Origin of the sequence: Chryseobacterium sp. 2987 (assembly GCF_031456375.1) — a bacterium.
Classification (GTDB): Bacteria; Bacteroidota; Bacteroidia; order Flavobacteriales; family Weeksellaceae; genus Chryseobacterium; species Chryseobacterium vaccae.
The window spans coordinates 1019613-1045415 of record NZ_JAVDUN010000001.1; the positions used below are offsets into that span (position 1 = coordinate 1019613).

General features: G+C 37.4%; 27 protein-coding genes. 20 read left to right on the top strand and 7 right to left on the bottom strand.

What is annotated here, in order from left to right; genetic code table 11:
- Positions 1-8: 8 nt before the first annotated feature.
- Positions 9-581 (bottom strand): thiol peroxidase, encoded by a 573-nt coding sequence (tpx, locus tag J2Y40_RS04650; RefSeq protein ID WP_153393404.1) that lies wholly within the window; start codon positions 579-581, stop codon positions 9-11.
- A gap of 168 nt (positions 582-749) precedes the next feature.
- On the opposite strand from tpx (J2Y40_RS04650), the gene J2Y40_RS04655 reads away from it, so the two are divergent.
- From J2Y40_RS04655 to J2Y40_RS04670, 4 genes are all read left to right on the top strand, one after another.
- Entirely contained in the window at positions 750-2378 is a 1629-nt protein-coding gene (locus J2Y40_RS04655) for an NADP-dependent glyceraldehyde-3-phosphate dehydrogenase (RefSeq protein WP_309997417.1), read from the top strand.
- 159 nt (positions 2379-2537) lie between these two features.
- The gene (locus J2Y40_RS04660; RefSeq protein ID WP_153393399.1) at positions 2538-3044 is read left to right on the top strand and encodes an RNA polymerase sigma factor; all 507 of its coding nucleotides are present in this window, start codon (positions 2538-2540) and stop codon (positions 3042-3044) included.
- Between the two features lie 9 nt (positions 3045-3053).
- Positions 3054-3872 (top strand): hypothetical protein, encoded by an 819-nt coding sequence (locus J2Y40_RS04665; protein WP_153393396.1) that lies wholly within the window; start codon positions 3054-3056, stop codon positions 3870-3872.
- Between the two features lie 444 nt (positions 3873-4316).
- Complete coding sequence (locus tag J2Y40_RS04670) at positions 4317-6308, top strand: M4 family metallopeptidase (protein ID WP_153393394.1); 1992 nt, start codon at positions 4317-4319, stop codon at positions 6306-6308.
- A 127-nt stretch (positions 6309-6435) separates the two neighbouring features.
- On the opposite strand, the gene J2Y40_RS04675 is transcribed toward J2Y40_RS04670, so the two are convergent.
- Positions 6436-7971, bottom strand: a complete 1536-nt coding sequence (locus tag J2Y40_RS04675) for a S41 family peptidase (RefSeq protein WP_153393391.1) — start codon at positions 7969-7971, stop codon at positions 6436-6438.
- Positions 7972-8200: 229 nt separating this feature from the next.
- On the opposite strand from J2Y40_RS04675, the gene J2Y40_RS04680 reads away from it, so the two are divergent.
- A complete protein-coding gene (locus tag J2Y40_RS04680) occupies positions 8201-9241 on the top strand; it encodes an MBL fold metallo-hydrolase (protein ID WP_309997421.1) in 1041 nt (346 codons plus the stop codon).
- Position 9242: 1 nt separating this feature from the next.
- Here the strand turns inward: J2Y40_RS04680 and J2Y40_RS04685 are convergent, their stop codons facing one another.
- Positions 9243-9530 carry a GNAT family N-acetyltransferase gene (locus J2Y40_RS04685; protein ID WP_153393386.1) on the bottom strand — a complete coding sequence of 96 codons (288 nt, stop codon included), beginning with the start codon at positions 9528-9530 and terminating at the stop codon, positions 9243-9245.
- A 158-nt stretch (positions 9531-9688) separates the two neighbouring features.
- Complete coding sequence (locus tag J2Y40_RS04690; RefSeq protein WP_309997424.1) at positions 9689-10966, bottom strand: hemolysin family protein; 1278 nt, start codon at positions 10964-10966, stop codon at positions 9689-9691.
- A 152-nt stretch (positions 10967-11118) separates the two neighbouring features.
- Here J2Y40_RS04690 and J2Y40_RS04695 point away from each other — a divergent pair, with 152 nt between their 5' ends.
- The 3 genes from J2Y40_RS04695 to J2Y40_RS04705 all read left to right on the top strand — a co-directional run bounded on the left by J2Y40_RS04695 (position 11119) and on the right by J2Y40_RS04705 (position 13635).
- Positions 11119-11544 carry a hypothetical protein gene (locus J2Y40_RS04695; RefSeq protein WP_153393380.1) on the top strand — a complete coding sequence of 142 codons (426 nt, stop codon included), beginning with the start codon at positions 11119-11121 and terminating at the stop codon, positions 11542-11544.
- A gap of 96 nt (positions 11545-11640) precedes the next feature.
- Positions 11641-12537, top strand: coding sequence for an AraC family transcriptional regulator (locus J2Y40_RS04700; protein ID WP_309997427.1), 897 nt, complete (start codon positions 11641-11643; stop codon positions 12535-12537).
- 96 nt (positions 12538-12633) lie between these two features.
- Positions 12634-13635 carry an aldo/keto reductase gene (locus tag J2Y40_RS04705; RefSeq protein WP_153393374.1) on the top strand — a complete coding sequence of 334 codons (1002 nt, stop codon included), beginning with the start codon at positions 12634-12636 and terminating at the stop codon, positions 13633-13635.
- A gap of 254 nt (positions 13636-13889) precedes the next feature.
- Here the strand turns inward: J2Y40_RS04705 and J2Y40_RS04710 are convergent, their stop codons facing one another.
- From J2Y40_RS04710 to J2Y40_RS04720, 3 genes are all read right to left on the bottom strand, one after another.
- A complete protein-coding gene (locus J2Y40_RS04710) occupies positions 13890-16109 on the bottom strand; it encodes an NADP-dependent isocitrate dehydrogenase (protein WP_309997430.1) in 2220 nt (739 codons plus the stop codon).
- A 106-nt stretch (positions 16110-16215) separates the two neighbouring features.
- Entirely contained in the window at positions 16216-17331 is a 1116-nt protein-coding gene (locus J2Y40_RS04715; protein WP_153393368.1) for a hypothetical protein, read from the bottom strand.
- A 13-nt stretch (positions 17332-17344) separates the two neighbouring features.
- Complete coding sequence (locus tag J2Y40_RS04720; RefSeq protein ID WP_153393365.1) at positions 17345-17797, bottom strand: T9SS type A sorting domain-containing protein; 453 nt, start codon at positions 17795-17797, stop codon at positions 17345-17347.
- A gap of 155 nt (positions 17798-17952) precedes the next feature.
- On the opposite strand from J2Y40_RS04720, the gene tpx (J2Y40_RS04725) reads away from it, so the two are divergent.
- From tpx (J2Y40_RS04725) to J2Y40_RS04780, 12 genes are all read left to right on the top strand, one after another.
- On the top strand, positions 17953-18456 hold the full coding sequence (gene tpx / locus J2Y40_RS04725; RefSeq protein ID WP_153393362.1) for a thiol peroxidase: 504 nt from the start codon (positions 17953-17955) through the stop codon (positions 18454-18456).
- Positions 18457-18543: 87 nt separating this feature from the next.
- Positions 18544-18891, top strand: coding sequence for a VOC family protein (locus tag J2Y40_RS04730; RefSeq protein WP_309997433.1), 348 nt, complete (start codon positions 18544-18546; stop codon positions 18889-18891).
- A 173-nt stretch (positions 18892-19064) separates the two neighbouring features.
- Positions 19065-19469, top strand: a complete 405-nt coding sequence (locus J2Y40_RS04735) for a glyoxalase superfamily protein (RefSeq protein ID WP_153393359.1) — start codon at positions 19065-19067, stop codon at positions 19467-19469.
- A 95-nt stretch (positions 19470-19564) separates the two neighbouring features.
- A complete protein-coding gene (locus J2Y40_RS04740; RefSeq protein ID WP_153393356.1) occupies positions 19565-20776 on the top strand; it encodes a DUF763 domain-containing protein in 1212 nt (403 codons plus the stop codon).
- Positions 20777-20998: 222 nt separating this feature from the next.
- Positions 20999-21589 (top strand): Crp/Fnr family transcriptional regulator, encoded by a 591-nt coding sequence (locus J2Y40_RS04745; protein WP_153393353.1) that lies wholly within the window; start codon positions 20999-21001, stop codon positions 21587-21589.
- A 77-nt stretch (positions 21590-21666) separates the two neighbouring features.
- Positions 21667-22074, top strand: a complete 408-nt coding sequence (locus J2Y40_RS04750) for a VOC family protein (RefSeq protein ID WP_309997438.1) — start codon at positions 21667-21669, stop codon at positions 22072-22074.
- Between the two features lie 45 nt (positions 22075-22119).
- Positions 22120-22530, top strand: coding sequence for a VOC family protein (locus J2Y40_RS04755; protein WP_309997440.1), 411 nt, complete (start codon positions 22120-22122; stop codon positions 22528-22530).
- Between the two features lie 351 nt (positions 22531-22881).
- A complete protein-coding gene (locus tag J2Y40_RS04760; RefSeq protein ID WP_153393345.1) occupies positions 22882-23343 on the top strand; it encodes a hypothetical protein in 462 nt (153 codons plus the stop codon).
- Between the two features lie 144 nt (positions 23344-23487).
- The gene (locus tag J2Y40_RS04765; RefSeq protein ID WP_153393342.1) at positions 23488-24012 is read left to right on the top strand and encodes a DinB family protein; all 525 of its coding nucleotides are present in this window, start codon (positions 23488-23490) and stop codon (positions 24010-24012) included.
- 3 nt (positions 24013-24015) lie between these two features.
- Positions 24016-24792 (top strand): alpha/beta fold hydrolase, encoded by a 777-nt coding sequence (locus tag J2Y40_RS04770; RefSeq protein WP_153393339.1) that lies wholly within the window; start codon positions 24016-24018, stop codon positions 24790-24792.
- Positions 24793-24866: 74 nt separating this feature from the next.
- Complete coding sequence (locus tag J2Y40_RS04775; RefSeq protein ID WP_309997443.1) at positions 24867-25298, top strand: VOC family protein; 432 nt, start codon at positions 24867-24869, stop codon at positions 25296-25298.
- 74 nt (positions 25299-25372) lie between these two features.
- Complete coding sequence (locus J2Y40_RS04780) at positions 25373-25786, top strand: SRPBCC family protein (RefSeq protein ID WP_153393333.1); 414 nt, start codon at positions 25373-25375, stop codon at positions 25784-25786.
- Positions 25787-25803 lie beyond the last annotated feature (17 nt).

Here is a 25803-nt window from a genome sequence, read left to right on the forward strand (position 1 = left end):
TTCTTTTTTTATTTCTTCACGGCTTTAATAGCCGCTTCATAATTAGGTTCCTGGGAAATATCAGCAACCTGTTCCTGATAAACAACTTTTCCTGAAGGATCAATAACAACAACCGCTCTGCTTAAAAGCCCCTTCATGGCGGAATCTGTGATTTCCACGCCATATGTTTTCCCAAAATCAGAACGGAAATCAGAAAGCATTACTACATTTTTGATTCCTTCCGCACCGCAAAACCTTTTCTGGGCGAAAGGCAGATCTTTGGAAATACAAAGAACAACAGTATTTGGAAGATTAGCCGCATCTTCATTGAAATGATGTACAGAAGCAGAACAAACACCCGTATCTACACTTGGGAAAATATTAAGAATTACATATTTTCCTTTATAAGAATCTAAGGTCTGATCTTTCATATCAACATCCGTAAGCGTAAACTTTGGGGCAGTTTTATTCACTGCTGGTAATTGAGAATAGGTATGTACCGGCTTACCTCTCATTAAAATGGTATTGGCTGTTTTGGTATTTTGAGCAAAGATAAATGCTGAGAAGAACAATAACGTACTGAAAACTAATTTTGAATACATGAGATTTATTTTTACAGCAAAATTATTCTTTTTTTCAGTAAGCAGGATTAATTTTCGTTCAAACAGCTTTGAAATAGAGGAAATCTATTAAATCATTATTCCTGAAACCGAATTTTCCCTCTACCTTTATTCTTCAGAAAACAATCAAAATATTAAATAATAAACGATATGGATTCAGCAAACAAGCCGTCATTTCAAAATATTTTTAAAAACGAAAGTGAAATTCCTGAAGAGTTTAAAGTTCCTGAGATTCACCAGAAAGTGTATCTTCTCAACGGAGAATTGGTAGAGTGGAAAGGCGAAGTACAGAATATTTATTCACCCGTTTGTATTCCTACAGAAAATGGCCTGGAAAGGAAATTACTCGGAAGTATTCCCAATATTGGCCCGGCAGAAGCCATGGAAGTTCTCGAAGCCTGTGTTAAAGCCTATGACAACGGTCTCGGTGAATGGCCAACAATGTCTGTAGAGGGGCGGATACAGTGTATGCAGAAATTTGTTTACCTGATGATCCAGCAGCGTGATCTCATCATAAAACTGCTGATGTGGGAGATTGGGAAAACCTTGGCAGATTCCACAAAAGAATTCGACAGAACGATGGATTATATTAATCAGACGATTGATGCCCTGAAAGATCTGGACCGGGAATCTTCACGCTTCCAGGAGGCAGAAGGTACCATTGCACAGATCAGAAGAGCTCCTTTGGGGGTTGTTTTGAGTATGGGACCTTTCAATTATCCTTTAAATGAGATCTTCACAACATTGATTCCTGCGTTGATCATGGGAAATACAATCCTGTTTAAGCTTCCTAAACATGGAGTGCTGGCTCATTATCCGCTCCTGAATGCATTTAAGGAAGCTTTCCCGAAAGGAACGGTAAATACCCTTTACGGAAAAGGTTCAGAGATCATTACTCCAATCATGGAAAGCGGAAAAATAAATGTTCTGGCTTTTATCGGCTCCAGTAAAGTAGCCAATGGGCTGAAAAAACTGCATCCTAAGGTAAACCGGCTTCGCGCTATTCTGAGTTTAGATGCAAAAAATGCTGCTATTGTAACTAAAAATGCTGATTTGGACGTAGCCGTGAATGAATGTATTTTAGGGGCGTTGTCTTTTAACGGACAAAGGTGTACCGCATTGAAACTTATTTTTGTTCAAAAAGAAGTGGCTGCAGAGTTCACCCGAAAATTAAGTGATGCTGTTTCCGCCCTTAAGCCCGGTCTTCCCTGGGAAAATGGGGTTAAAGTTACACCCCTTCCGGAAGTTAATAAACCGCCGTACCTTCAGGAATGTATTGATGATGCTTTATCGAAAGGTGCCGCAGTTTTGAATCAGAATGGTGGATATACCGAAGCATCTTTTGTCTATCCGGCAGTGGTTTATCCTGTTGACAGCCGTATGAAACTTTATCATGAAGAGCAGTTCGGTCCTGTAATTCCCGTAGTTCCTTTTGATGATATTGAAGAACCTGTAGAATATCAGATCAATGCTTCTCATGGGATGCAGGTGAGTATTTTCAGTGAAGATCCGGAAGAAGTGGGAAGGCTGATTGATCCTTTTGTCAATCTGGTGAGCCGGGTAAATATCAATTGTCAGGCACAGCGTGGACCGGATGTTTTTCCTTTTACCGGAAGAAAAGACAGTGCAGAAGGAACGCTTTCTGTTTTTGATGCGCTCCGCTCATTTTCAATAAGGTCCCTGGTAGCCGCAAAGCTTACCGATTCCAATAAAAAATTACTCAATACAATCGTTAGAGATCATGACTCACATTTTCTAAGTACAGACTATATTTTCTAAGATTTGATTTTGACTTCAATTTAACATAAAATAATAATCCTCAAAAAATATAATCATTTATTGAGGATTTTGTATATTAATGCTTGAGTTTTGTAGTTATTTTTAATAAAAGAAGGCAGCTTTTGAATGAATTGCTGTTTTAGGGCTAGAGTTTTTACCATGTTTTCAATGGAAAGTGAATTTTTAGAAAAGATTGAGAAACATAAAGGTGTTATCTTCAAGATTTCTAAGATGTATATGGATAATCAGGATGATCAGAATGATCTTTATCAGGAGATCATTTATCAGGCCTGGAAATCATATGGTGATTTCCAAAGAAAGAGCGACTTTTCTACCTGGCTCTACAGAACTGCACTAAATACTGCTATCGTATTTCTCCGAAGCGAAAAAAAACGTAGTTTTATACAAAATCAGCAGGTGGAAAACCTTGCTGTCCATCAAGAGCCTTACAATGATACGGATGATCAAAATATGAAGCTGATGTATGAAGCAATCCACCAGCTCAGCCCGATTGATAAAGCGCTCATTTTTTATTTTTTGCAGGACTTTCCGGGTAAAGAGATTGCCCGGCAGTTAGGAATAACCGAAGTCAATGCAAGAGTGAAGATGAACAGGGCTAAAACCAAGCTGAAAGAGATTATTGAGAAGAAAAAAACACAGATTTAAACACATACAATGGAGTTAGAGAATTTTAAAGAACTTTGGAATAAAGATACCAAAGATGACCTGCCCGAGGTCTCTTTGGAAAAGCAGAATGAGATACATTCGCCGCTGCAGATGCTTAAAATTAATATGGAAACAGAGTTTTGGCTGATGGTCGTCACCCTGCCCATGCTTATGACCGGATTCCCGTTTGCTTCCGGAGATGCCAATATCAAGATCATATCGGCATTTGTGGTTGTGCTTACCCTTGCTCTTATCGTTTATTTTTACTCCAGATTCCTTAAGCTTTATAAGATGCTCTGCCAAAAAAGTATCAATACAAATTATGACTTGTTTAACCTTAAAACGCAACTTTTAATATCGAAAGAAATCTACATTTCCTATTATATTTCCTATATTCCTCTTGCTTTTCTGTTATCACTGATTACCATCAATTTTCATTTTGAAATGAAATACAACCTCGCTATTTTTGGAATCAGCTTTATGATCACTTTATTGCTGGTGTGGTTCATTATCAAATATTGGATGTATTATATGTACGGAAGATACATCAATGATGTTGTCCAGTTGATAGATGAACTTAATGGAGTAGAAATAAAACAAAATCCAAGACGAAATAAAACTTCATGGTTTGAACGCTCTCAAAAATTTTTCATCACAAAATTCGGAATCAGGGGAAATATTCTGAATACCGTTTTGTGGTTTGTATCAGTCTATATTTTTATTCTTGCATTTTTAACAGCGGTGCTTCTTATTTTTATCATTATAGGAGCGCTTCTCAATTTTATTGATTTAAATGAGCTTCAAAAGGCTTTAAACAGGATGAATTGAAAAAAAAACAGCATATATTACCATTCGCGGCAGGGATTTTTCTGCCGCGAATTATTTTTTTTTCTAAAAAAGTGTAACATTTTTGTTTTTTTTCTACTAACTGTGAAGATTAGAAATAGTTTTTGTTGATATGGAGATAATTCCTCACCATTTCACACTATCTATTTAAATTTTAAGACATAAATATTGGTTCAGAAAATTAATTTACTTATTAAAAAATTATTTCGTACAAATGTCCTTTTCAAAGGATGCTGCAGAGCAAAAACTTAAAAAAACACATAATGAGATCCGGCAGAATATTTTCTGTCGGGTTTTTATTTTTAATGTTGTTTTATAGGATATTTTAGTATTTGTTTTATTAAATCATTTAAATATTAAAAATTATGTAACATTTATGTATTTCTCCTACTAACTGTGAAATACTAATTAATAAATGTAATATCAATGAAAAAAATGACTACTCTTGCCAAAGTCCTGGCTTTTGCTCTTACTGCAGGTCTTACCCCTTTTACCTTACTACACGCACAAAACAGACAAGGTTCTGAAACTTCAATTAAGGATTTTCCGAAAATTTCGATCACTTCAGTAATGGGGAATTTTAATGCAAGTTTCAGCGGGAGAGATATTGCTCCGGATTTTCTGGCCAACCATTTAGGAGAGTGGCTAGGGACCGGAACCGATCATTCGTACAGGTTTCTTAAAAAGAATAAGGATGAGTTGGGAATCACTCACTCTGTATATGAACATTATTATAAAGGAGTAAAAGTAATGGATGATATGGTCCTGCTCCATGAAAAAGATGGAAAATTAATTTATGTAAACGGAGAAATTATTTCTGACATCAATTTATCTCCTAGACAGCAGCCTACTTTACAGAAGATAAGATCTCTCATTATCTCTGATCTGAATGCTAGGGGTAAGATTACTATATCCAATATAGAAGAAGTCATCACGAAAGTTGATAATGGGCGCTCTGCTGCTGTTTATCATACATCAAAAGTAGAAACTTTGTCTATGAAGCCTTTACAGGCCTTTACGTATTATATAGATAACAATTCAGGAACGGTTGTTAAGAAAATTTCCAGAATCCATGATGTAGATACTCCATCTCAGAGCTCAACCTATTATAAGGGTACTCAATCTATTACTGCTGATTCTTATAATGGTCAGTACCGGTTGAAAGACAATGCCCGGAACATCCATACCCGAAACGGAACTACTCTTGATATAGACACTATAAATGGAGGAATTATTAGTGTAGAAGAATATATCAGTCCTACGGCAGATTATACGGCAAGTGATACAAAACCTCCGGTAGAAGTTCATTGGGGTATGAAAAATGCCTATGATTATTATATCAACCGCCACAACAGGAATAGCTATGACGGAAATGGAGCTAGAATTGATAATTATTATAATTTCGATTTTGGAGGGCTCACCGGAGGTGCAAATGCAGCTGCCCTTGATACTCCTTTGTATGGAGGAATTGTATGTATGCTTTACGGAAACGGAAAGATGTTTAACGGGCTGATCACTTATATGAACCCCGTGGTAGGAATAGATGTGGCTGGACATGAATATTCTCACCTGATTATCGGAAGAAACGGTTTAGGTGGATTAAATTATCAATCAGAATCCGGAGCGATCAACGAATCTATCGCTGATATGCTGGGAACAGCAATTGAATTTTATTCAGGAAGTAATCCGAACTGGACCATAGGCGAAGGAATTACCGTAGCTTCTATATTTAATCCTTCTCCAAGTCCTTATATGAGAAGTATGTCTGATCCTAATAATGTAAATCCAACTCCGCAGCCGGATACCTATAACGGAACTCATTGGGCAAGTACCGCTAATCCTGATCCAAATAATGATAATGGAGGTGTACATATCAACAGCGGAGTAGGGAACTACTGGTTTTATCTTCTCTCGCAGGGAGGTTCAGGAACCAACGATATCGGCAATGCCTATAACGTGACGGGAATTACCATTGAAAAAGCAGAAAAGATTATCTATAGAGCGTTACATCAGTATATGACTCCAAATACAACCTATCTGGATGCTTATAATGCAACCAAACAAGCTGTAACGGATCTTTACGGTGCTTCCAGCAACGAACAGCAGCAGAATGTAAAGGCTTGGTATGGTGTAGGAATAGGAAATGGAGTACTGTCAACAAAAGAAATAACGAGAGCAGAAGATCATTTCCGCATTTATCCGAACCCTGTTAAAAACGGAGTATTTACCATAGAAAATAATAGAAATAATGCCTCTGTTGAAATCTATGATATTTCAGGAAGATTGATTAAAGCCACTCAGAAATTGGATAAAGGAGAAAATAAAGTTAGTATTGATGGAGTTAAGAAAGGAGTTTATGTGGTAAAAATCAATGCTGATGGAAGCGCTGTTGTTACTAAGAAAATAATAGTAGAATAATTTTTTATTAAAGATTAGTTTAATCCGGCAGAAAATTCCTGCCGGATTTTTTATTGAAAACAGATCTGATAATTGAAATACGTTGAAAACAGTTTCGGCGGGCTGAAAGCCCGCCGAAACTGTTTATTTATCTGATGATTTCTTTTTCTTTTGCAATCTCACTTTTTATCCATTCCAGCTGCGGATCTTTTTTATTGATAATGTCCTGCATACTTTCAGGAATAACCACATCCGGAACAACTCCTCTTTTGGTATTCAGAAAATCAATATTTGGCTGTACCAGAAGCAGGCCGATGGGAAGATTAATTTTTGAATTGGGAAGTTTCTGATAAGAATAAAATCCGGCAACCGTTCCGTCATTGGCCCCTCCGGTTTCTTCACCAACAAGAATAGCTCTTTTATCGTATTTAAGTTTAGCGGTAATGATGGATGATGCCGAAAAACTTCCTCCGTTGATCAGCACAAAAACTTTTCCTTGGAAAGCGTCTTTATTAGGTCGGGTAGGTTTATCAGCCTTCATTTTATAATATATCTTTCCGTCTTTCTTGTAGGTGCTGAAGGTCTGGGAAAATACATAAGTAGGATAAGCCAGGCTTTTAAAGGCATATTGAAGCGCATTGCTCTTTCTGAAATAATTGGTTTTTAGCGGGCTGAGTCTTGAGGTCAGCTGGGAAGGCTTGATCAGAACAAATGGTTCTGCTGCGAGATAAGAATACAGGTTATTAATCTCATGCAGTGAGCCTCCGTAATTGTTGCGAACGTCAATGATGAGGTATTTAGCCTTAGCATTTTTTATTTTGATAAATGTTTCCTTATAAAACTGGTCTGAATGATCACGGGAAAAACTCTTTACTTTTAGGTAAGCTGTCGTACTGTCTTGATCGAGGAATTTAAAATTTCGATTATAAGAATTACTGAAAGCTACATAGTCATTGACTTTCTTTTCAGAAGTGCGTTTTTCCTGTTCTTTATCTTTTTCCAGATCATTTTTAGTTTTAGATTCTCTATGAAGCGTATAAATATGCTTCTGACCGTTATAAACTGTTTCTATTACTGCGCTATCGGTAAATCCGTTTTCTGCCGTATAAAAATTGAAAAATACGTCTTTTAAAAAATAAGACTGGAAAGTAGTATTGTATCCATCGCTGCTGATTAGGTCTCTGTATTTTTTCAGATACTCTGAAACCGGAATCTGATTAATGGATAAAATTTCGCTACCCGGCTGTATGCCTTCTATAGAATCTTTGTTTTCAACAATAAATAAACGGTCTCCTTTTATATAATATTCAAAACGGCTGAACATTCCTTTTTTATGTTCCAGCTTTTTTATCTCTTTTTTAGTGAATTTTTTTCTGGGAATTCTCAAAGCGAGGTGTCCTTCCCGCACATCTGCAATAACGGGCTGCAATTTAAAATAAAATTGAAGCGGAGTCAAAGGTTGGTCGAAGGTCTGTTTAAGACTGTCAAATTTATGATCGAGTTCCTGTTTAGAGATATACCAATATAATTGCGGATGCATTTTTTGCAGTTTTAAATAAGCATAATCTACATCCTCTTTAAGTTTCTCCGGAGGAATGCAGGCTGCTCTTTGTTCATTATGTCTTCGGATAGAAGCACATGATGACATGATTAAAGCGGCAAATAAGATCGAATAATTTTTCAATGTGTTTGGAATTTTTTCAATCTGCTAAGTTAGAAAGTTTCTCATTATTGTTGTTTAAATTAATACTAAATTATTCAGAATACCTTATAAATTAAGTTAAAAAAGGTTGTTATCTGTATTTTTCATATAAAAATAAAAGTCAATACCTTTGGCATTTATTTTATAGAACAAGATGATTTATTGGGTGGTTATTACAGGGTTTATTGTAACGGTATTTTATTTTATAGTGATGAATAGGCCTGCATTTGGTGCTGCTCCGAAAGGTAAAAGGCTTGAACGAATACGCCAGTCAAAGTTGTATAAAAAAGGTAAATTTCACAACAGAAATTATACGCCAGCCGTTGCAGAGGGGTATGGAACTCTGCAGGTAACCTATGATTTTTTCTTTGGAAGAAAACATCCGCTGCTAAAACCTTTAAAAGCGATTTCTTCAGTATATACAGATCTTAAAAGCATTCCGAAAGACCAGGATGTGTTCATCTGGCTCGGACATTCATCTTATTACTTACAAACAGATGGCGTTTCTTTTTTGGTCGATCCTGTATTAAGCTTATATGGTTCACCATTCAAATATTTTAACAAAGCATTTAAAGGCTCGGATATTTTTAAACCTGAAGATATGCCTGATCTGGATTACCTGGTGATTACCCATGATCACTTCGACCATCTTGATTATCCTACCGTAAAATCTATTAAAGACCGTACAGGTATGGCTATTGTTCCTTTGGGAACAGGAGCACATCTGGAACGCTGGGGATACGGTGAAAATAAACTGATAGAAGAAGAGTGGGGTGCTGAAATAATCCTTAAAAATAATATAAAAATTACGTTTACGCCAGCCAGACATTTTTCCGGAAGAAAGATAAAGCAGAACAATACGCTTTGGACTTCTTACGTTCTGGAAACTCCGTCAAAAAAGATTTTCTTAGGCGGAGACAGCGGTTATGATACTCATTTTAAAGAAATTGGAGATCAATTCGGGCCTTTTGATTTTGCTGTTCTTGAAAACGGGCAGTATGACAAAGCTTGGAAATATATTCACGCGCTTCCGGAAGATGTGATCCAGGCGGCTATTGATTTACAGGCAAAAAATACAATTCCTGTTCATTCTTCAAAATTTGCACTGGCTCTTCATCCTTGGAACGAACCTTTGCAGATGGTAACCCGTTTAGGAAAAGAAAAAGGACTATCCATTCTTACTCCAATGATCGGAGAAGTTGTAGATTTAAACCGGGATAATAATCAGTTCAGTGTCTGGTGGGAAGATTGAATCAGGCATGCCAGATATCTTTATATCTTCTGGGGTGGTTTTCAAATTGCTGGCGGACAAAATCGCATTCAGGATCTACTAGCAGGTCTTTTTCCTCAGCATAACGAACCAGTTCGTCCAGTAGCATTTTGGCATATCCCTGTCCCTCACGTTCTTCATCAAGTTTAGTGTAATATACAATCAGCAGCCTTCCGTCAACTTCAATTGACATGTATCCTACTTTATTCCCGTCAATCAATAGCTGCAGTTCATCCTGGTATGGAGATATTTCAAACTTTATATTTTCCATAATGTATGAGATTTTATTGAGTTAATAAATGACTTCGAATACTTTTTCCGCATTCTTTTCCATTAAAATTACAAATTAAAACAATATGAAATAAAAGTTTTAAGAATCTTAACGAAATTTAAGGAATATAATAATTCAGGGATTAGTCCATTTTCAGACTATTTTGTCATCTTAGTTGCCATAATCTTGTCAATCCTGTTTCCGTCCTTGTCCACAATTTCCAGAATAAGATTGCCAATCTGTACTTTTTCCCCGGTTTTCGGAAGAGTGTCTCTGCCATAGATGAAAAGTCCTGAAACGCTGATGAAGTGTTTCTCTATTTCCTCATCCAGATCAACTTTGAAATACTTTTTAAAATCGTACAGCGGGCATTTGCCATCAATAAGCCATGAGTTTTCATTCCGTTTGATAATATCCCTGTCGTCATCAGATTCATCAGGAGTATTTCCGACAAGATCATTCAATATATCATTCAGGGTAATAATACCTTTTGTTGTTCCATACTCATCAATAACAACAGCAATATGGGAGCGGCTGATCTGGAAGCTTTCCATCATAGGATAGATGAAAGATTTCTCACTTACAAAAACCGTTTTTCTCACATGTTCCCGGAGATTAAAATGAAGTGGGTCAAGATCGAACAGATCCCGCATTTTGACGATTCCTATAATATGATCCAGGTTGTTTTTGTCAGTCACAGGATAAGCAGAGAACGAACTGTTTCTGATTTTTGATTTTACCGTTTCATAGTTGTCATCAGCATCCACAGAAATTATTTTTGAACGGTGTGTAGCAGCAGAACTAACTTTGCGGTCGCCAAGTTCAAAAGCATTCTTTAAAACATCATGTTCTTTTTCTTCAATAATGCCACCTTCTTTTCCTTCCCTGATGATCGATTTAATTTCCTCTTCAGTAATCAGTTCCTTTTCATCATTTTTAATTCCGAAAAGTCTCAGAACCCCATCATTGGTAACAGTGAGCAGCCAGATAAAAGGGGAAGCAATCACAGAAAGCCAATACATGGGCTTTGCTATAATAATGGCTGTTTTTTCCGGAAATTTCATTCCTATCCGCTTTGGAATCAGTTCACCGAAAACAATAGAGAGAAACGTAATAAGCGCCACAATGATAAAAGACGCAATTCCTTTGGAATATTCTGTGAAAGTTTCAAACTGAGCAATATAGGCAGCAAGATCCGAAGTAAGCCTGTCCCCGGAAAAAATACCAAGGAGAATTCCAATCAGGGTAATACCAATCTGTACGGTGGATAAAAATTGATTAGGGTTTTCAGAAAGTTTGATTGCGGTTTTGGCGTTAGTATTTCCTTTTTTCTTTTCCTTCCTAAGTCTGAAACCTTTGGAGGAAACGAGTGCCATCTCAGACATGGAGAAAATTCCATTCAGCAGAATAAGCAGTATGATAATGATAATTTCCATAAAGGAATCCTAATGATTGTATATAAATATAGAAAATATCTGAAAGATTATCAATGATTTATGTGGTTTTTAACAAACATTATGAATTCAATTTGAAGACTTGGCATTTTAATTGGAAAATATAAAACAGTTTAATTTAAAAATGAGGTGAAATGAAAAAAATAATAATAGCAATACTGCTTACGGGTACATTCGGTTTGAGCTTTGCACAATCTGATTATTATAATGATTACCGCAGGAGCATTACCGATGTAAACTGGCAGACGGTAGCAGCGGACCTTCTGCTCTCTGTTGTACAGACCAATCAATTGAATGCACTGAACAACAGGTATGACAACTATGATTCTTGGAACCGGGTTTATGTAAGCCATCCGGATCGGTGGAGAGAAGACCGGTATTACGAAATAGAAAGAATCTTAGGACGTGAAAAGTACTTAAAGTTTAAGAAAAAATATTACAAAGGACAAAATCCTGTAGCAGTATACAACCGAAATAAAAATAACGACAAGAAATACAAAAAAAATAAGTCCAAAGTATATAAAATGGATAAAAAACATGATCATCACGATCATCATTAAATCAACGATACATTCAATTTTGATGGCCGGCTTTTAGTCGGTCATTTTTTATAATTCTTTATACTTTTATTTGTTTGAATTTTATAATTTTGATGTATGGAGTCTAAAGAAACATTAAAAGGATTTTATGAACGGAACGAGCTTTCCCGGGAACTGTCATGTATTATAACTCCCGGAATTGGTCATTTTAATGTGTTTTCCCGTGACAGCTGTTCGTTGGTAACCCCTTACAGCAGGAGGGATTATTATAAAATTTCACTGATTATAGGAAAAGGAAAACTTCATTATGCCGACAAATGGATTCATATAGATCAGCCGGCTATTTTATTTTCAAACCCAATGGTGCCATATTCATGGGAAGCAGAGGATGAAAATCAGACCGGGTGGTTTTGTCTTTTTACCGAAGAATTTCTTCAGAACGGAAGCCGCATCGGGAATCTTCAGGATTCTCCGCTGTTCAGGATTGGCGGTACTCCGGTTTTCTTTGTCAATAAAGACCAGCAAAAGACCATTTCAGAGCTTTATAGCAAAATGACGGCCGAGATCCAGTCGGATTATACGCATAAATATGATATGCTGCGCGCTTATCTTCATCTTTTGATTCATGAAACCATGAAAATGCATCCTGCAGAAAGTTTTCAACCGTATCAAAATGCTTCACAAAGAGTGGCTTCATTGTTTATGGAATTGCTGGAAAGACAGTTTCCGATTGATAGTCCGGACGCTTATCTGAAGTTGAAAACTCCAAATGATTTTGCACAGAACCTTTCCATTCATGTCAATTCCCTGAACCGTTCCGTAAAAGAGATAACCGGAAGAACCACAAGTCAGCAGATTACTTCAAGAGTCATTCAGGAGGCCAGTGCGTTACTGAAGCATACGGATTGGAATGTTTCAGAAATCGCTTATGGGCTGGGATTTGAAGAGCCTGCTTATTTTACGAATTATTTTAAAAGACAGACTGGAATAACCCCAAATGCAGTAAGAAACTAGTTTGTTTGAATTTTATAAGTCTTCGTTTGAATTCTATATCGCTGCCATTGAGTTCTTGTTTTAATTTTGTCTTGTAAATATAAAATCACAGCAATCATGAAATTTAGAAAATTAGGAAACACAGGAGAGCAGCTTTCTGCCATAGGATTAGGATGTATGGGTATGAGCTTTGCTTACGGACCTGCCAATGAGCAGGAAAGCATCAATACACTTCATAAAGCCCTTGATCTGGGCGTAAATTTCTGGGATACCGCAGATATGTACGCCAACGGAGAAAATGAAAAACTGATCTCAAAAGTTTTAGTTCCGAACCGTGATAAGATTTTTATCGCCACTAAATTCGGATTCAGATTCAAAGACGGAAAAGCGAGCCACAGCGGAGCTCCGGGAACTTATTTCGATGGTTCTCCGGAATGGATCAGACAGGCTGTAGATCTGAGTTTGCAGAGACTGAAAATAGATACAATTGATCTGTATTATGCCCATAGGATTGATCCTAATGTTCCGGTGGAAGAAACAGTAGGAGCGATGGCAGAACTGGTAAAAGAAGGTAAAGTAAAATACCTTGGATTGTCAGAAGCTTCCGCCGAATCCATCAGAAAAGCAAATAAAATTCATCCAATCACGGCTCTTCAGTCTGAATACTCAATTCTTACCAGAGACGTAGAAAAAGAAATACTTCCTACGATCAGGGAACTGGGAATTACGCTTGTTCCTTATTCTCCGCTGGCAAGAGGACTTTTTGCGAATATCAACGAAGTTCAGAATTTTGGAGATGAAGATTTCAGGAAATCACTGCCGCGTTATCAGGCAGAATATCTGGAAAACAACAGGAATCTAGCCAGAGAATTTAACGAATTTGCCCAGTCTAAAGGCGTGAAAGGAACCCAGCTGGCACTGGCATGGGTACTGAATCAAGGGGATGATATCATTCCGATTCCGGGAACCAAACAGATCAAATATCTTGAAGAAAATATCGAAGCGATAGCTATTGACTTAAGCCCGTCAGACCTTGAAACCATAGATTCACTCCTCAAAAAATATCCGAATGTAGGAGAGAGGTATAGCGAAGGTTCTATGAAGCTGGTTAATAATTAAACTCATTAATTGACTAACAAAGATCCGGATTCCTGAATGTCAAACAGGAATCCGGATTTTTTAATGAATTCAAAAAAAAATCAAAATCTCAAAACACACAAAAGCACCAAAAGAAACCTCCTATGTTAACATGATTTCAATATTCAATAGAATCGGGCTTCGGCCCGATTAAAATTTAAACCAACACCAAGAAATAATCAACAAAAAAAGCCCCTTGAAAAAGGAGCTTTTTGTATTTCAAAAGAATCTGAAGTTTAGATTCCGTCAATAATTTCATTTAAAACAGTGCTTGGTCTCATGGCTGCATACGTTTTGTAGGTATCAGTTTTGTAGTAACCATCAATGTTCTGAGGCTTGCCCTGAGCGCCGATTAATTCAGCATTGATTACAGCTTCATTTTCCTGCATTGCTGCTGCTACCGGAGCAAATTGAGCCGCTAATTCAGCATCAGCAGTCTGGTTAGCTAAAGCTTCAGCCCAGTACATTGCTAAATAGAAGTGAGAACCTCTGTTGTCGATCTGTCCTACTTTTCTTGCAGGAGATTTATTTGTAGCCAGGAATTTAGCATTAGCTTCATCCAATGCATCAGCTAAAACCTGAGATTTTGTATTCCCCTGAGTTTGTGCTAAATGCTCTAAAGAAGCCTGGAGTGCTAAGAATTCACCTAATGAATCCCATCTTAAATAGCCTTCTTCAAGGAACTGTTCAACATGTTTAGGAGCAGAACCTCCGGCTCCTGTTTCGAAAAGACCACCACCGTTCATCAATGGAACGATAGAAAGCATTTTTGCAGAAGTTCCTAATTCAAGGATCGGGAAAAGGTCTGTTAAATAATCTCTCAATACGTTTCCTGAAACAGAGATGGTGTCTTTACCTTCTCTTGCTCTTTTAAGGGTTTCAGTCATCGCGTCTTTTACATCAAGAATTCGGATATCAAGACCTGTAGTATCATGGTCGGCAAGATATTTTTCTACTTTTTTGATGATTTCTCTGTCGTGAGCTCTTCCTTTATCCAGCCAGAAAATAGCAGGAGTATCAGATAATCTTGATCTGTTTACAGCTAGTTTTACCCAGTCCTGGATAGGCGCATCTTTAGTCTGGCACATTCTGAAGATGTCATCTTTTTCTACTTTTTGAGAAAGAAGAACGTTTCCGTTTTCGTCCTGAACTTCTACAGTTCCGTCAGCAGATAACTGGAATGTTTTATCGTGAGAACCGTACTCTTCTGCTTTCTGAGCCATTAAACCTACGTTTGGAACAGAGCCCATTGTTGTAGGATCCAGTTTTCCGTGAGCTTTCATATCATCGATTACCGACTGATAGAAACCTGCGTAAGAACGGTCAGGGATGATGCATACTGTATCTTCTTCGTTACCGTCTTTGTTCCACATTTTACCTCCGCCTCTTACAAGAGCAGCCATAGATGCGTCTACAATAATATCAGAAGGTACGTGGAAGTTAGTGATTCCTTTGTCAGAATTTACCATAGCTACTCTTGGCCCTTCAGCAAGTGCTTTTTCAATATCAGCTTTGATGTCAGCCTCCTGAGCATTCCCTTTGATTTTTTCAAAAAGATCTGCAAGACCGTTGTTTGGATTGATATCTAAAGACTTGAAAGTCTCAGCGTATTTAGTAAATACCTCTTTGAAGAACGTTTCTACGATTGCCCCGAAAATAATAGGGTCAGAAATTTTCATCATCGTAGCTTTAAGGTGAGCAGAAAGGAGTACATCTTTTTTCTTTGCCTCTTCAATAGCTTCCAGAACAAATACTTTTAAAGCATTAAGGTTCATTACAGAAGAATCAATCACTTCACCAGCCTGGAGACCGGCAAAATCTTTCAATACATTTTCAGAACCGTCGTTTCCTTTGAATACGATTCTGTATTTTGTAGTGTTTTCTAACGTTGTTGAAGTTTCAGTTCCGTAGAAATCACCGTTATTCATGTGGGCAACATCAGTTTTGCTGTCAGAAGCCCAGTCACCCATTCTGTGAGGGTTGGCTTTTGCATAGTTTTTAACAGCTTTTGGAGCACGTCTGTCAGAGTTTCCTTCTCTCAATACAGGGTTTACAGCACTTCCTAATACTTTGGCATATTTAGCTTTGATTGCTTTTTCCTCATCATTTTTAGGCTCTGCAGGATAATTCGGAACAGCAAAACCTTTAGACTGAAGTTCGGCGATGGCTGCATCTAATTGAGGTACAGAAGCAGAAATATTGGGTAATTTGATGATATTGGCTTCAGGCTTTGTTGCTAATTCTCCTAATTCTGCCAAAGCATCACTAATCTTCTGATCGTCTTTTAAGAATTCAGGGAAGTTGGCTAAAATTCTTCCTGATAGAGAAATATCCGGAACTGCAATCTCAATAGCTGCTGATTTTGTAAACGCTTTCACAATCGGTAAAAAAGAATGTGTAGCCAGCATTGGAGCCTCATCCGTTAAAGTGTAATAGATTTTTGATTTGTCTGACATTATACTGTTATTTATTATTTGATTTTTTAAGACACACAAATTTACTAAATATGATTGTTTTATGAAGTATTTTACACAAAAAAAGAGGCCTGAGCCTCTTTAAATTTTATATCTGTGTAATTGTATAACTTCCGGTGCCATCAAAATTGAGGCTGAATTCAACTTTATAGTTTTTAGGTGTGGTAGAAGAAATATTAGGGAAGGTAATCGCAGCTCCTTCTACATCAAAAGCTCCATCGCCCAGGTTATCTCCTAAATCTTCAGGTTCTAAACTCTCTGAAGCAAGTCTGATGTAAAAAGAACCTCCGGTACTGGTTGTAACCCCATTGATAAGGGCTGTAAATTTTCCTGTAGTATTATTATAGGTGACAGAAGTTACAGGCGTGGTACCCGAAGATGAAGTAAACTGGATCTGAGGAGCAAAATTGAAGAAACCTGCCCTCATTTGCGGACCGTTAGGAGCGATCAGGATCTGGTAATATCCATTGGACGAAACATTGTAGTTACTTCCATTAGCAGTAACGTATCCATTGGAGTCTGAACCGTAAACCTGTGCACCATTACCCGGTGAAGCTATGAACTTAATCTGTGTATTGGCCTGAAGATATTTATAACCCACTTTTGTACTGCCATTTCCACGAAGTAATTCAGCAGAGGAAGGAGTGAAGGAGTTATATGATCCGTACGTATATAAGTTGGAAGGTAAAGTGTTGCCGGATGAACCCGTATTCGTAGGCAGGGTTAATGTACCGGAGTCACTTACGCTTAAGGTGTAATTGGTTCCGTTAGGAGATACCAGAGTAATTCCTTGGCCAGGACCAGTAACGATTGTTTTACTTACCTGTGCATAGGGAACACTCATCAGCTGGTTTACTCCAACATTGGTGTAGTTAGAACCTCCCTGTGGGTCCATTTCCACCTTAACGAATTTGGTATTCGTTCCCCAGTTGATTCCTCCGAAACTTCCTGTGGAAGAAGTTCCCTGTCCGATATTTAAATTAACCAGACCTTTAGCGTTCGTTGTTTTATTGTGAGTTTCAGTATACAGAACGGTTCCTGTAGCCGAATTTTCTAAAATGCTTACTCTTAAAGAAACGTTTCCGTTGGAAATGGGTGCTCCGGAAGCGTTAAAGGCAATGGTCTGGTAGCTGAAAGCCTGCGGAACCTGTGCGCTTAATAATGAAGCGACAAATAATCCTATTGTAGCGTAAAGTTTTTTCATGATCAGATAGTTTTTAAGGTTTTTTAATGATTTTAATAGGTTTGATGTCAGGATTTCTGAAAGAGATCATATAAATCCCGGAATGAAGGCTGCGGAGATCAAGTTTTCCGTTTTCGAGTTTTGTTTTCAGAACAAGTCTTCCCGCTGTGTCGTATACTTCGGCATCTTCAATCTTAGAATTGGAGCTTAATGAAACGTGAATAAAGTCAGTGGTTGGATTAGGGTAGATCTTAACATTTTCTTTTTCAATCTCACTGATGCCGAGAACCTGTAAAGACGTCTGATACAGCATTCCCATTGTGCCGGAACTGCTCTGGTTTGGGTTATCCGGGATAACGTAAATTTCTCCTACGGAATGAGAAAATCCGGATTCAGAAATGGCACCGGAATTAATTGTGCCAATAACTGACTGGGCGAAACCAAAGACCGGTACTCCAAAGAGCAGGAATGTAATTTTTTTTCGCATGGTTATTATTTTTTTTCAGGATGCGAATATACTTAAAATTTACATCTGAAAGTGAACCTGGACACTTATTTCACTTTAAGAATTATTTAACCTTTATTTGAGGGAAAAGATTTTCTATTTTGAGTAAATTTGAGGAAACTAAAAAAATAAATATTATGTCAACGACAATCACTTTAAAAGGAAACGAAGTACACACAATAGGAACATTACCATCGGTGGGAAGCACTGTTAAAGATTTTGCTCTGGTAGATTCCGGACTGAATGTAAAAACGTTGGAAACTTTTGAAGGAAAGAAAAAAGTATTCAATATCTTCCCAAGTATTGATACGCCTACTTGTGCGGCTTCCAGCAGAAAATTCAATGAAGAAGCTTCAAAACTGGACAATACAGTAATCATTAACGTTTCTAAAGACCTTCCGTTTGCATTAGGAAGATTCTGTGCAGCAGAAGGATTGAATAATGTTGAAACACTTTCAGATTTCAGAAGCAGCTTTGGCGATGATTATGAAGTAACTATTACAGATTCTCCTCTAAAAGGATTATTAAGCCGTGCCGTAATCGTTACAGACGAAAACAATAAAGTGGTTTACACAGAACAGGTTTCAGAAATTGCTGATGAGCCTAATTATGATGCAGCACTGACAGCATTAAACCAATAATAGAAACAAGCGTTATAAAGAGCCTTGCCGAAGCTTACTTTCAGCAGGGCTTTTTTTGACCTTGTTAATTCTAAAAACAGAATGAAAATGGTAAAAAGAATCGTAGCCAATATAAAAACAGAAGATTCTTCAAAAGCTGATCTTTTTTATCAGGACATTTTAGAACTTGATGTATTGATGGATCATGGCTGGATCAAAACTTTAGGAACCAATGAAGAATCAAAGATTCAGATCAGTTTTGCTGTTCAGGGCGGTAATGATACGGAGGTTCCCGATCTTTCCATTGAAGTGGATAACATTGAAGAAATCTACCATAAAATGATAATGTCCGGATTTGAAATCGTCTATGATATGACCGACGAAGATTGGGGTGTACGCCGCTTCTTCGTTAAAGATCCGTTTGGTAAAATAGTTAATATCCTTGAACATCAGTAAGCCAAATTATGAATGTCCCTTATAAGAGGTATTAAAGCATTCTGGCCAGCAATTGCTGATTGCGCTTCCTGCTCAGTGAAACGTCGCTGCAGGCAAAAATATCCACCAATTAATTAAAGAAAATAGTAATCCTCCCGTTAAAAAAAAAGAAAATTCTATTATAATTATTTATTATGAAAGCAACACAAATCATCCCTATTCTCAGAATCTTCGATTACAAAAAAGCGGTAGAATTTTACGTTGACTGGCTTGGATTCGAGATTGTCTGGGAGCATTATTTTGGTGAAAATACTCCTGTTTATATGGAAGTAAAAAGAGAAAATATTATTTTCCATTTAAGCGAGCACCACGGAGACGGTTCCCCCGGAGTTAGAGTGGCTGTCTGGGGAGAAGGGGTTCCTGCCTATCATAAAGAGCTGATTGATAAAAAGTACAAATACAACCGTCCGGCTCTTGAAAAAACATTCTATAATGCAGTATCTTTTACAGTTATCGATCCTTCCGGAAATAAAATCACTTTCGAGGAAGAATATAATGAAGAAAAACATAAAGATCTGGCATTCTATTCGGCGGGTTGATAGAATTTGAGGTTTCTTTTGCCGGACGTAACAGGTTATCCAAATCATAAAAAATCCGGAATATTAAAGTTAACTTTGAACCTTTAAATTAAAAGATGAAACGTTCAGGAACTGCAGATTTACCCTTACACTATGGAAAAGTACCACCATGGCTGTACGAACGTATGTCTGTTCTTGGCCTTTCCATCATAGAAGTGATCCTGATGGATTATGGTAAAGATGAGGTACTCCGCCGGCTGGCAGATCCGTTCTGGTTTCAGAGTTTTGGCGCAGTGATGGGAATGGATTGGCATTCCTCGGGGATTACTACGTCTGTGATGGGGGCATTGAAACGTTCCATTAATCCTAGCTCACAGTCATTGGGACTGTACATCTGTGGTGGAAAAGGCAAGTTTTCAAGAGAGACCCCTTCTGAATTAATTCAGATTGCAGATAAAACGGGTCTGAACGGACATGAACTCGTTAAAGCCAGCAAACTTTCCGCTAAAGTAGATAATACAGCCATTCAGGATGGCTATCAGCTGTATCTGCATAACTTTATTCTGGCAGATAACGGAAGCTGGAGTGTCGTTCAGCAGGGAATGCACGAATCAGACGGAACTGCCAGACGTTACCACTGGCATTCGGAAAATGTAAAATCTTTTGTAGAAGAGCCTCATACAGGAATCAACGGAATTTCAAGAGGAAAGATTCTTAACCTTACGGATGCAGAGGCTTCAGGAAACAGAAAAGGGATTCTGGATATTTCCCACACTGATTCTATAGAGGTGATGAAAGATTTTTCAAGACTTATACTTCCTGAGCATCATGATGTGCGGGCTTCAGATGTTGATTTGAAACGTCTCGGCGCTCTTTTATATGTTACCCGCGAACAGCAGCCTCAGAATTTTGAAGATCTCCTGATGCTGGAAGGAGTGGGACCAAGAACCATGCAGTCTTTAGCTCTGGTTAGTGAAGTGATTCATGGTGCACCCTCAAGATTTGCAGATCCCGCCAGATTCTCCTTTGCACACGGAGGAAAAGATGGGCATCCGTTTCCGGTTCCGACGAAAATCTATGATGAAAGTATAAGTATCCTCAGAAAAGGAATTGAAAAATCAAAACTTGGAAATTCTGATAAGCTGAATACTTTAAACAAACTTCACCAAATCGTTACCCAGACAGAACAGGACTTCATTCCTGATTTTGATATTCAGCAGGTAATTGAAGAAGAAAGACAGAATTCATGGAGGTTCGGAGGAAAAACGGTTTTGGGGGATGCACAGAAACCTCAGAATCCTAAGCCGATCCAGCTTTCATTATTTTAATGTATAAGATATTTCTGATATATTAAAATAAATATATGATGAGATTAAATATGTTTCAAGCAAATCTGTTTAATTATTAGAAAGATTATTAAATAATTTATCCTGCTGTATTTAAGTTGATTAAAATAAATTTTATTGAATTTTCATTAAATTGTTTAATTTTTTACATTTCTGGTTCAATTAAAAGTCATATTTTTAAAGACTTTAAAAATTTAGACACCAATGACCAGCAAAGCCTTAGAAATCTGCTATGATTTTCCCTTTTTTATGCAGGAAGAACTTGAAGAAATATTTCAGGCTCATGAAAAAGTATCATTCCAGAAAGGAGAAAGTATTCTTATTGAAGGCAAAACTGCCAATGAATATTATATCCTTGAAAAAGGGCTGGCCCGCTCATTTGTCAATGATTTTAACGGAAATGAAGTAACTACCCATTTCTTTGCAGACAATGAGATCATCATCGAAGTCCTTTCATTGTTTCAGAGAATTCCGTCTCAGGAAAATATTGTCTGCATCACCGACTGCGAATGCTGGAGATTCGATTATGAAACCTTTCAGGAGCTTTTTCATAAAATACCCAACCTCAGAGAGTGGGGAAGAGCATGGATGTCTAAAGAACTGTTTACTTATAAACAGCGTTCCGTGGAAATGTTTACCCTGTCCGCTACCAGGCGTTACCTTAATCTCTTAGAAGAGAAACCGCTCGTTGTGCAGTATGCTCCTCTGAAGCAGATTGCTTCCTATCTTGGGGTTACAGATACTTCCTTAAGCAGAATCCGTAAAGAATTGGTCTCTCATCCTAAGAAAAATTAAATCTTGCCTTATGGCAAGTTGACTTTCATTGAAGCTTGGTAATTTTGGTTAAAAGTTAAACGCTAAAAATTACAAAAATGAAAGTCAGTCAAACCTATGTAAACCTTCCGGTAAAAGACGTACAGAAAACCAGAGATTTCTGGAACAAACTTGGCTTTGCCATCAATGAGCCGTTTTCTGATGATAAGGCAGTATGTGTTATCATAAAAGAAGACACATATATCATGTTCTTAAAAGACGATTATTTCCAGACTTTTTCAAATAAACCTGTTCCCAAAGGAGATACATCCGAAGTACTATTGGCTTTGGGACTGAACAGCCGTGAAGAAGTTGATCGTATTGTAAATTCAGCCGTGGAAAATGGAGCTACACAACATGAAGAACCGCAGGACTATGGATGGATGTATCAAAATTCTTTCTGGGATCTTGACGGACACGGATGGAATATGACTTATGCTGATATGTCCCAAATGCCCACAGAATAATCCGAAAGATTTTACTTTTCAAAGTTAAACACTAAAAATTACAAAATGAAAATCAGTCAGATTTATGTCAATTTACCCGTAAAAGATGTACAGAAAACCAGAGCATTCTGGACGAAGCTTGGTTTTTCCATCAACGAACAGTTCTCAGATGATAAGGCGATATGTGTAATTATGAAAGAAGATCATATATACACTATGTTTCTGAAAGAAGAATTTTTTCAAACATTTACCAACAGGCCTTTTGCTAAAGGAGATACCACCCAAGTGCTTCTTGCAGTTGGAGTAGACAGCCATGAAGAAGTAGACCGTATTGTGAATACAGCCCTTGAAAACGGAGGTTCAAAATACAGCGAACCACTGGATTATGGGTGGATGTATCAGAGTGCCTTTGCTGATATAGATGGCCATCAGTGGGAAATAATGCACGGAGATGTTTCCCAGATGCCTACAGAATAACTCATCATCTATAAGATTTTCTTACAAAATCAAAATAATCCGCAAAACAAAAATCTGTTGGATTTGCGAGAATAAAATCATCACAAAAATCTGAGAACTCTGTGACATCTGTGGGAAGCAAAAAATATAGCTTATGTATTGAAAAGTACAATGCCGCATGGGTTTTAAAAATTGCAATGCTTTTAAGACACAAGAAAATTAAAGGTTTTCAGCAATTATTATAGAACAAGATAATCCAAAATCATTCGTGCATCCGTGGCGTAAAACTATTTATAACGAAGCAATTCAAAAGATTTTTTCAGTTACAGAAAGAAAAATGATCACAATCACCAAGAGCAAAAAGTATCAATTATGGAAACAAAGTCAAACGATATTGAAATTATAAAAAGACAGACATCCGCTACTTACAGGATAGTCTCTTTAAATACAGAAGGAATAACGGATGAAGAATCCATGATTTTCCCTAATGATGAAGCCAACTGCATGAACTGGATTTTAGGACATCTGATTTATATAAGAAATGCCTTTCTGAATATATTAGGTGAAGAATCAGTCTGGGATAGTGAAAAGTTCTCATGCTATAACAGAGGAGAAAATCCTTTGGATAGAAAAGATAAGTTTGTCACTTTTGAAGAACTGAAATCTTATTTTAAAGAATCTCAGAATAGGTTGGAAAGTGCTCTTAATATGATAGAACATTTCAAACCTGGTACCATTAATGATATTGCAACTTTATCACTGCATGAAATTTATCACGGAGGACAGTTCGGATACCTCAGAAGAATCCTGGGAAAACCTGGGGCAATAAAATAGAGCAAAAAAAGCTGCCTAATCTGCCGGATCTGCCGGAAAATAAAATTATCACAAAAATCTGAAAAATCTGTGGAAAGCAAAAATATACCACAACAGATTGCAGGTCTATAAAATAAGTTATTATTAAAACTAAAAAATACAAAAATGGACACGCCAAAATCAAAAAAAATGGAACTCATTATTCCTGCTTACAGGATGCATTCCCAGAGTTTTATGAATGTTCTGGAGGGAATTTCGGAAGAAGATGCTCTGAAAAGAATTGAAGGAAAAACCAATCATATCGTCTGGATGGCAGGAAACTTTGTGAATATGCGGTACGGCCTGGGCTGGGTTCTGGGACTTCGTGACGAAGATCCTTATGGTGAACTTTTTTTCCAGGGCAAAACATTGGATGAAAGTTTTAATTATCCGAGCCTCGCAGATCTGAAAAAGAGTTTTCATGAAATTTCTCCGAAAGTCTATCAGAAACTGTGGGAAGTATCTGATGAAGAGCTGGATGAAATCTTTGAAATCGGAATGAATGTTCCGTTTATTAAGGAAACAAAGCTCAATTTTGCAGGAATGTGCATCGGACGTGAAGATTACCTGTGCGGACAGATCGGATTGATGAGAAGAATTCTGGATTATCCGGGAATGAATTACGATGTAGATGAAAATCTAAAATACTGATCAATGGAGCCCAACGAAAAAGGATATAAAAATGTCAATGGGATCCGTATGTATTATGAGATCTACGGTGCCGGAAAACCTCTTATATTGATTCATGGAGGCGGTTCTTCTATCTTATTCGATTTTAAGGAAGTTATCACAAGACTGAACGGAAAATTTCAGCTGATAGGAATTGATCTGCAGAACCATGGGATGAGTGAACACCGCGATATTCCCGAAACCTTCGAACAGGACGCCCATGACGTAGCTGCCGTATTGAAAGAACTTCAAATTGAAAAAGCCGCATTCTGGGGATTCAGTAATGGCGGAAATACCGTCATGCAGATCGCTCATCTTTATCCCGAAATCACCGAGAAGCTTATTGTAGCCTCATCTTTTTTTAAGAAAAGTGGTATGATGGACGGTTTCTTCGAAAGTATGGCGGAAGCTACTCTGGAATCGATGCCAGAATCTCTAAAAATTAACTTTCTCAATCTGAATCCCGATTTTTCAAAGCTTGAAAACCTCTTTGATAAAGACAGCAAAAGAATGCAGACTTTTGAAGACTGGGATGAAAAAATTCTCTCGGGTATAGAAGTTCCCGTATTATTCGTCAGCGGTGATAAAGATGTGATGAAGCCGGAACATGTGGTGGAAATGTGGCGTTTGGTAAAAGGTTCCCAACTGATGATTCTGCCAGCAGGACATGGTTCTTATATGATGGCAGACTTTGAAGGAAATACAGATTCTGATCTCGTAGATCTGACTGTGCATGAAATAGAAAAATTTTTAAACTCTTAAAAACAACCAATGGCTCAATTATTTTGTACCGTTGGAACTAAAAAAATCAATAACAATTTTAAAACTTAGAAATTATGGCTAAATTAAATCCGTATTTAAATTTTGATGGGAAAGCAGAAGAAGCGTTCACTTTCTACAAATCTGTTTTCGGAGGAGAATTCCAGGGAGAAGTTCACAAAATGGGAAACGCCCCTGGAACGGAGAATCTTTCTGAGGAAGAAAAAAACAGAGTAATGCATATTGCACTGCCTATTGGTAGCGACCTGCTGATGGCTTCGGATATTGTTCCCGGATTTGGGCAGACCCTTACGGTTGGAAACAATAATTATGTATCTATTTTTCCGGATTCCAGAGAAGAAGCAGACAGACTGTTCAAAGGGCTTTCTGAAGGCGGAAATGTAGAAATGCCTATTGAAGACCAGTTTTGGGGAGACTATTTCGGAAGCTTCCAGGATAAATATGGTGTTCATTGGATGGTGAACTATAATGAAGAATATTCAAAATAATCTTATATTTAACTAAAATTATCAAGGGACGGTTCATGCCGGACCGTCCTTACTAAACATTAAAAAATAGAACTATGGACCCGATTAAAATAGACATCACAATTTTAGCCCCGGTAGATAAGGTCTGGAATTATTTTAATGAACCCAAACATATTACAAAATGGAATTTTGCCCATGAAAGCTGGCAGTGTCCAAGTTCTGTTAATGATTTGAAAGTGGGAGGAAAGTTCAAAAACAGGATGGAGGCAAAAGATAAAAGCTTCGGGTTTGATTTTGAAGGAACCTATGATGAGGTTATTCCCAATGAAAAAATCAAATATCATATGGAAGACGGGCGGAAGGTAGACGTTATTTTTGAGAAAATAGACGAAAATACAACCAAAGTCACTGAAATTTTTGATCCTGAGAAACAAAACTCTGTGGAAATGCAGCGGGAAGGCTGGTACGCCATTCTCAATAATTTCCATAAATATGTTGAAAACCACTAAAATACCCGTTTGCAATC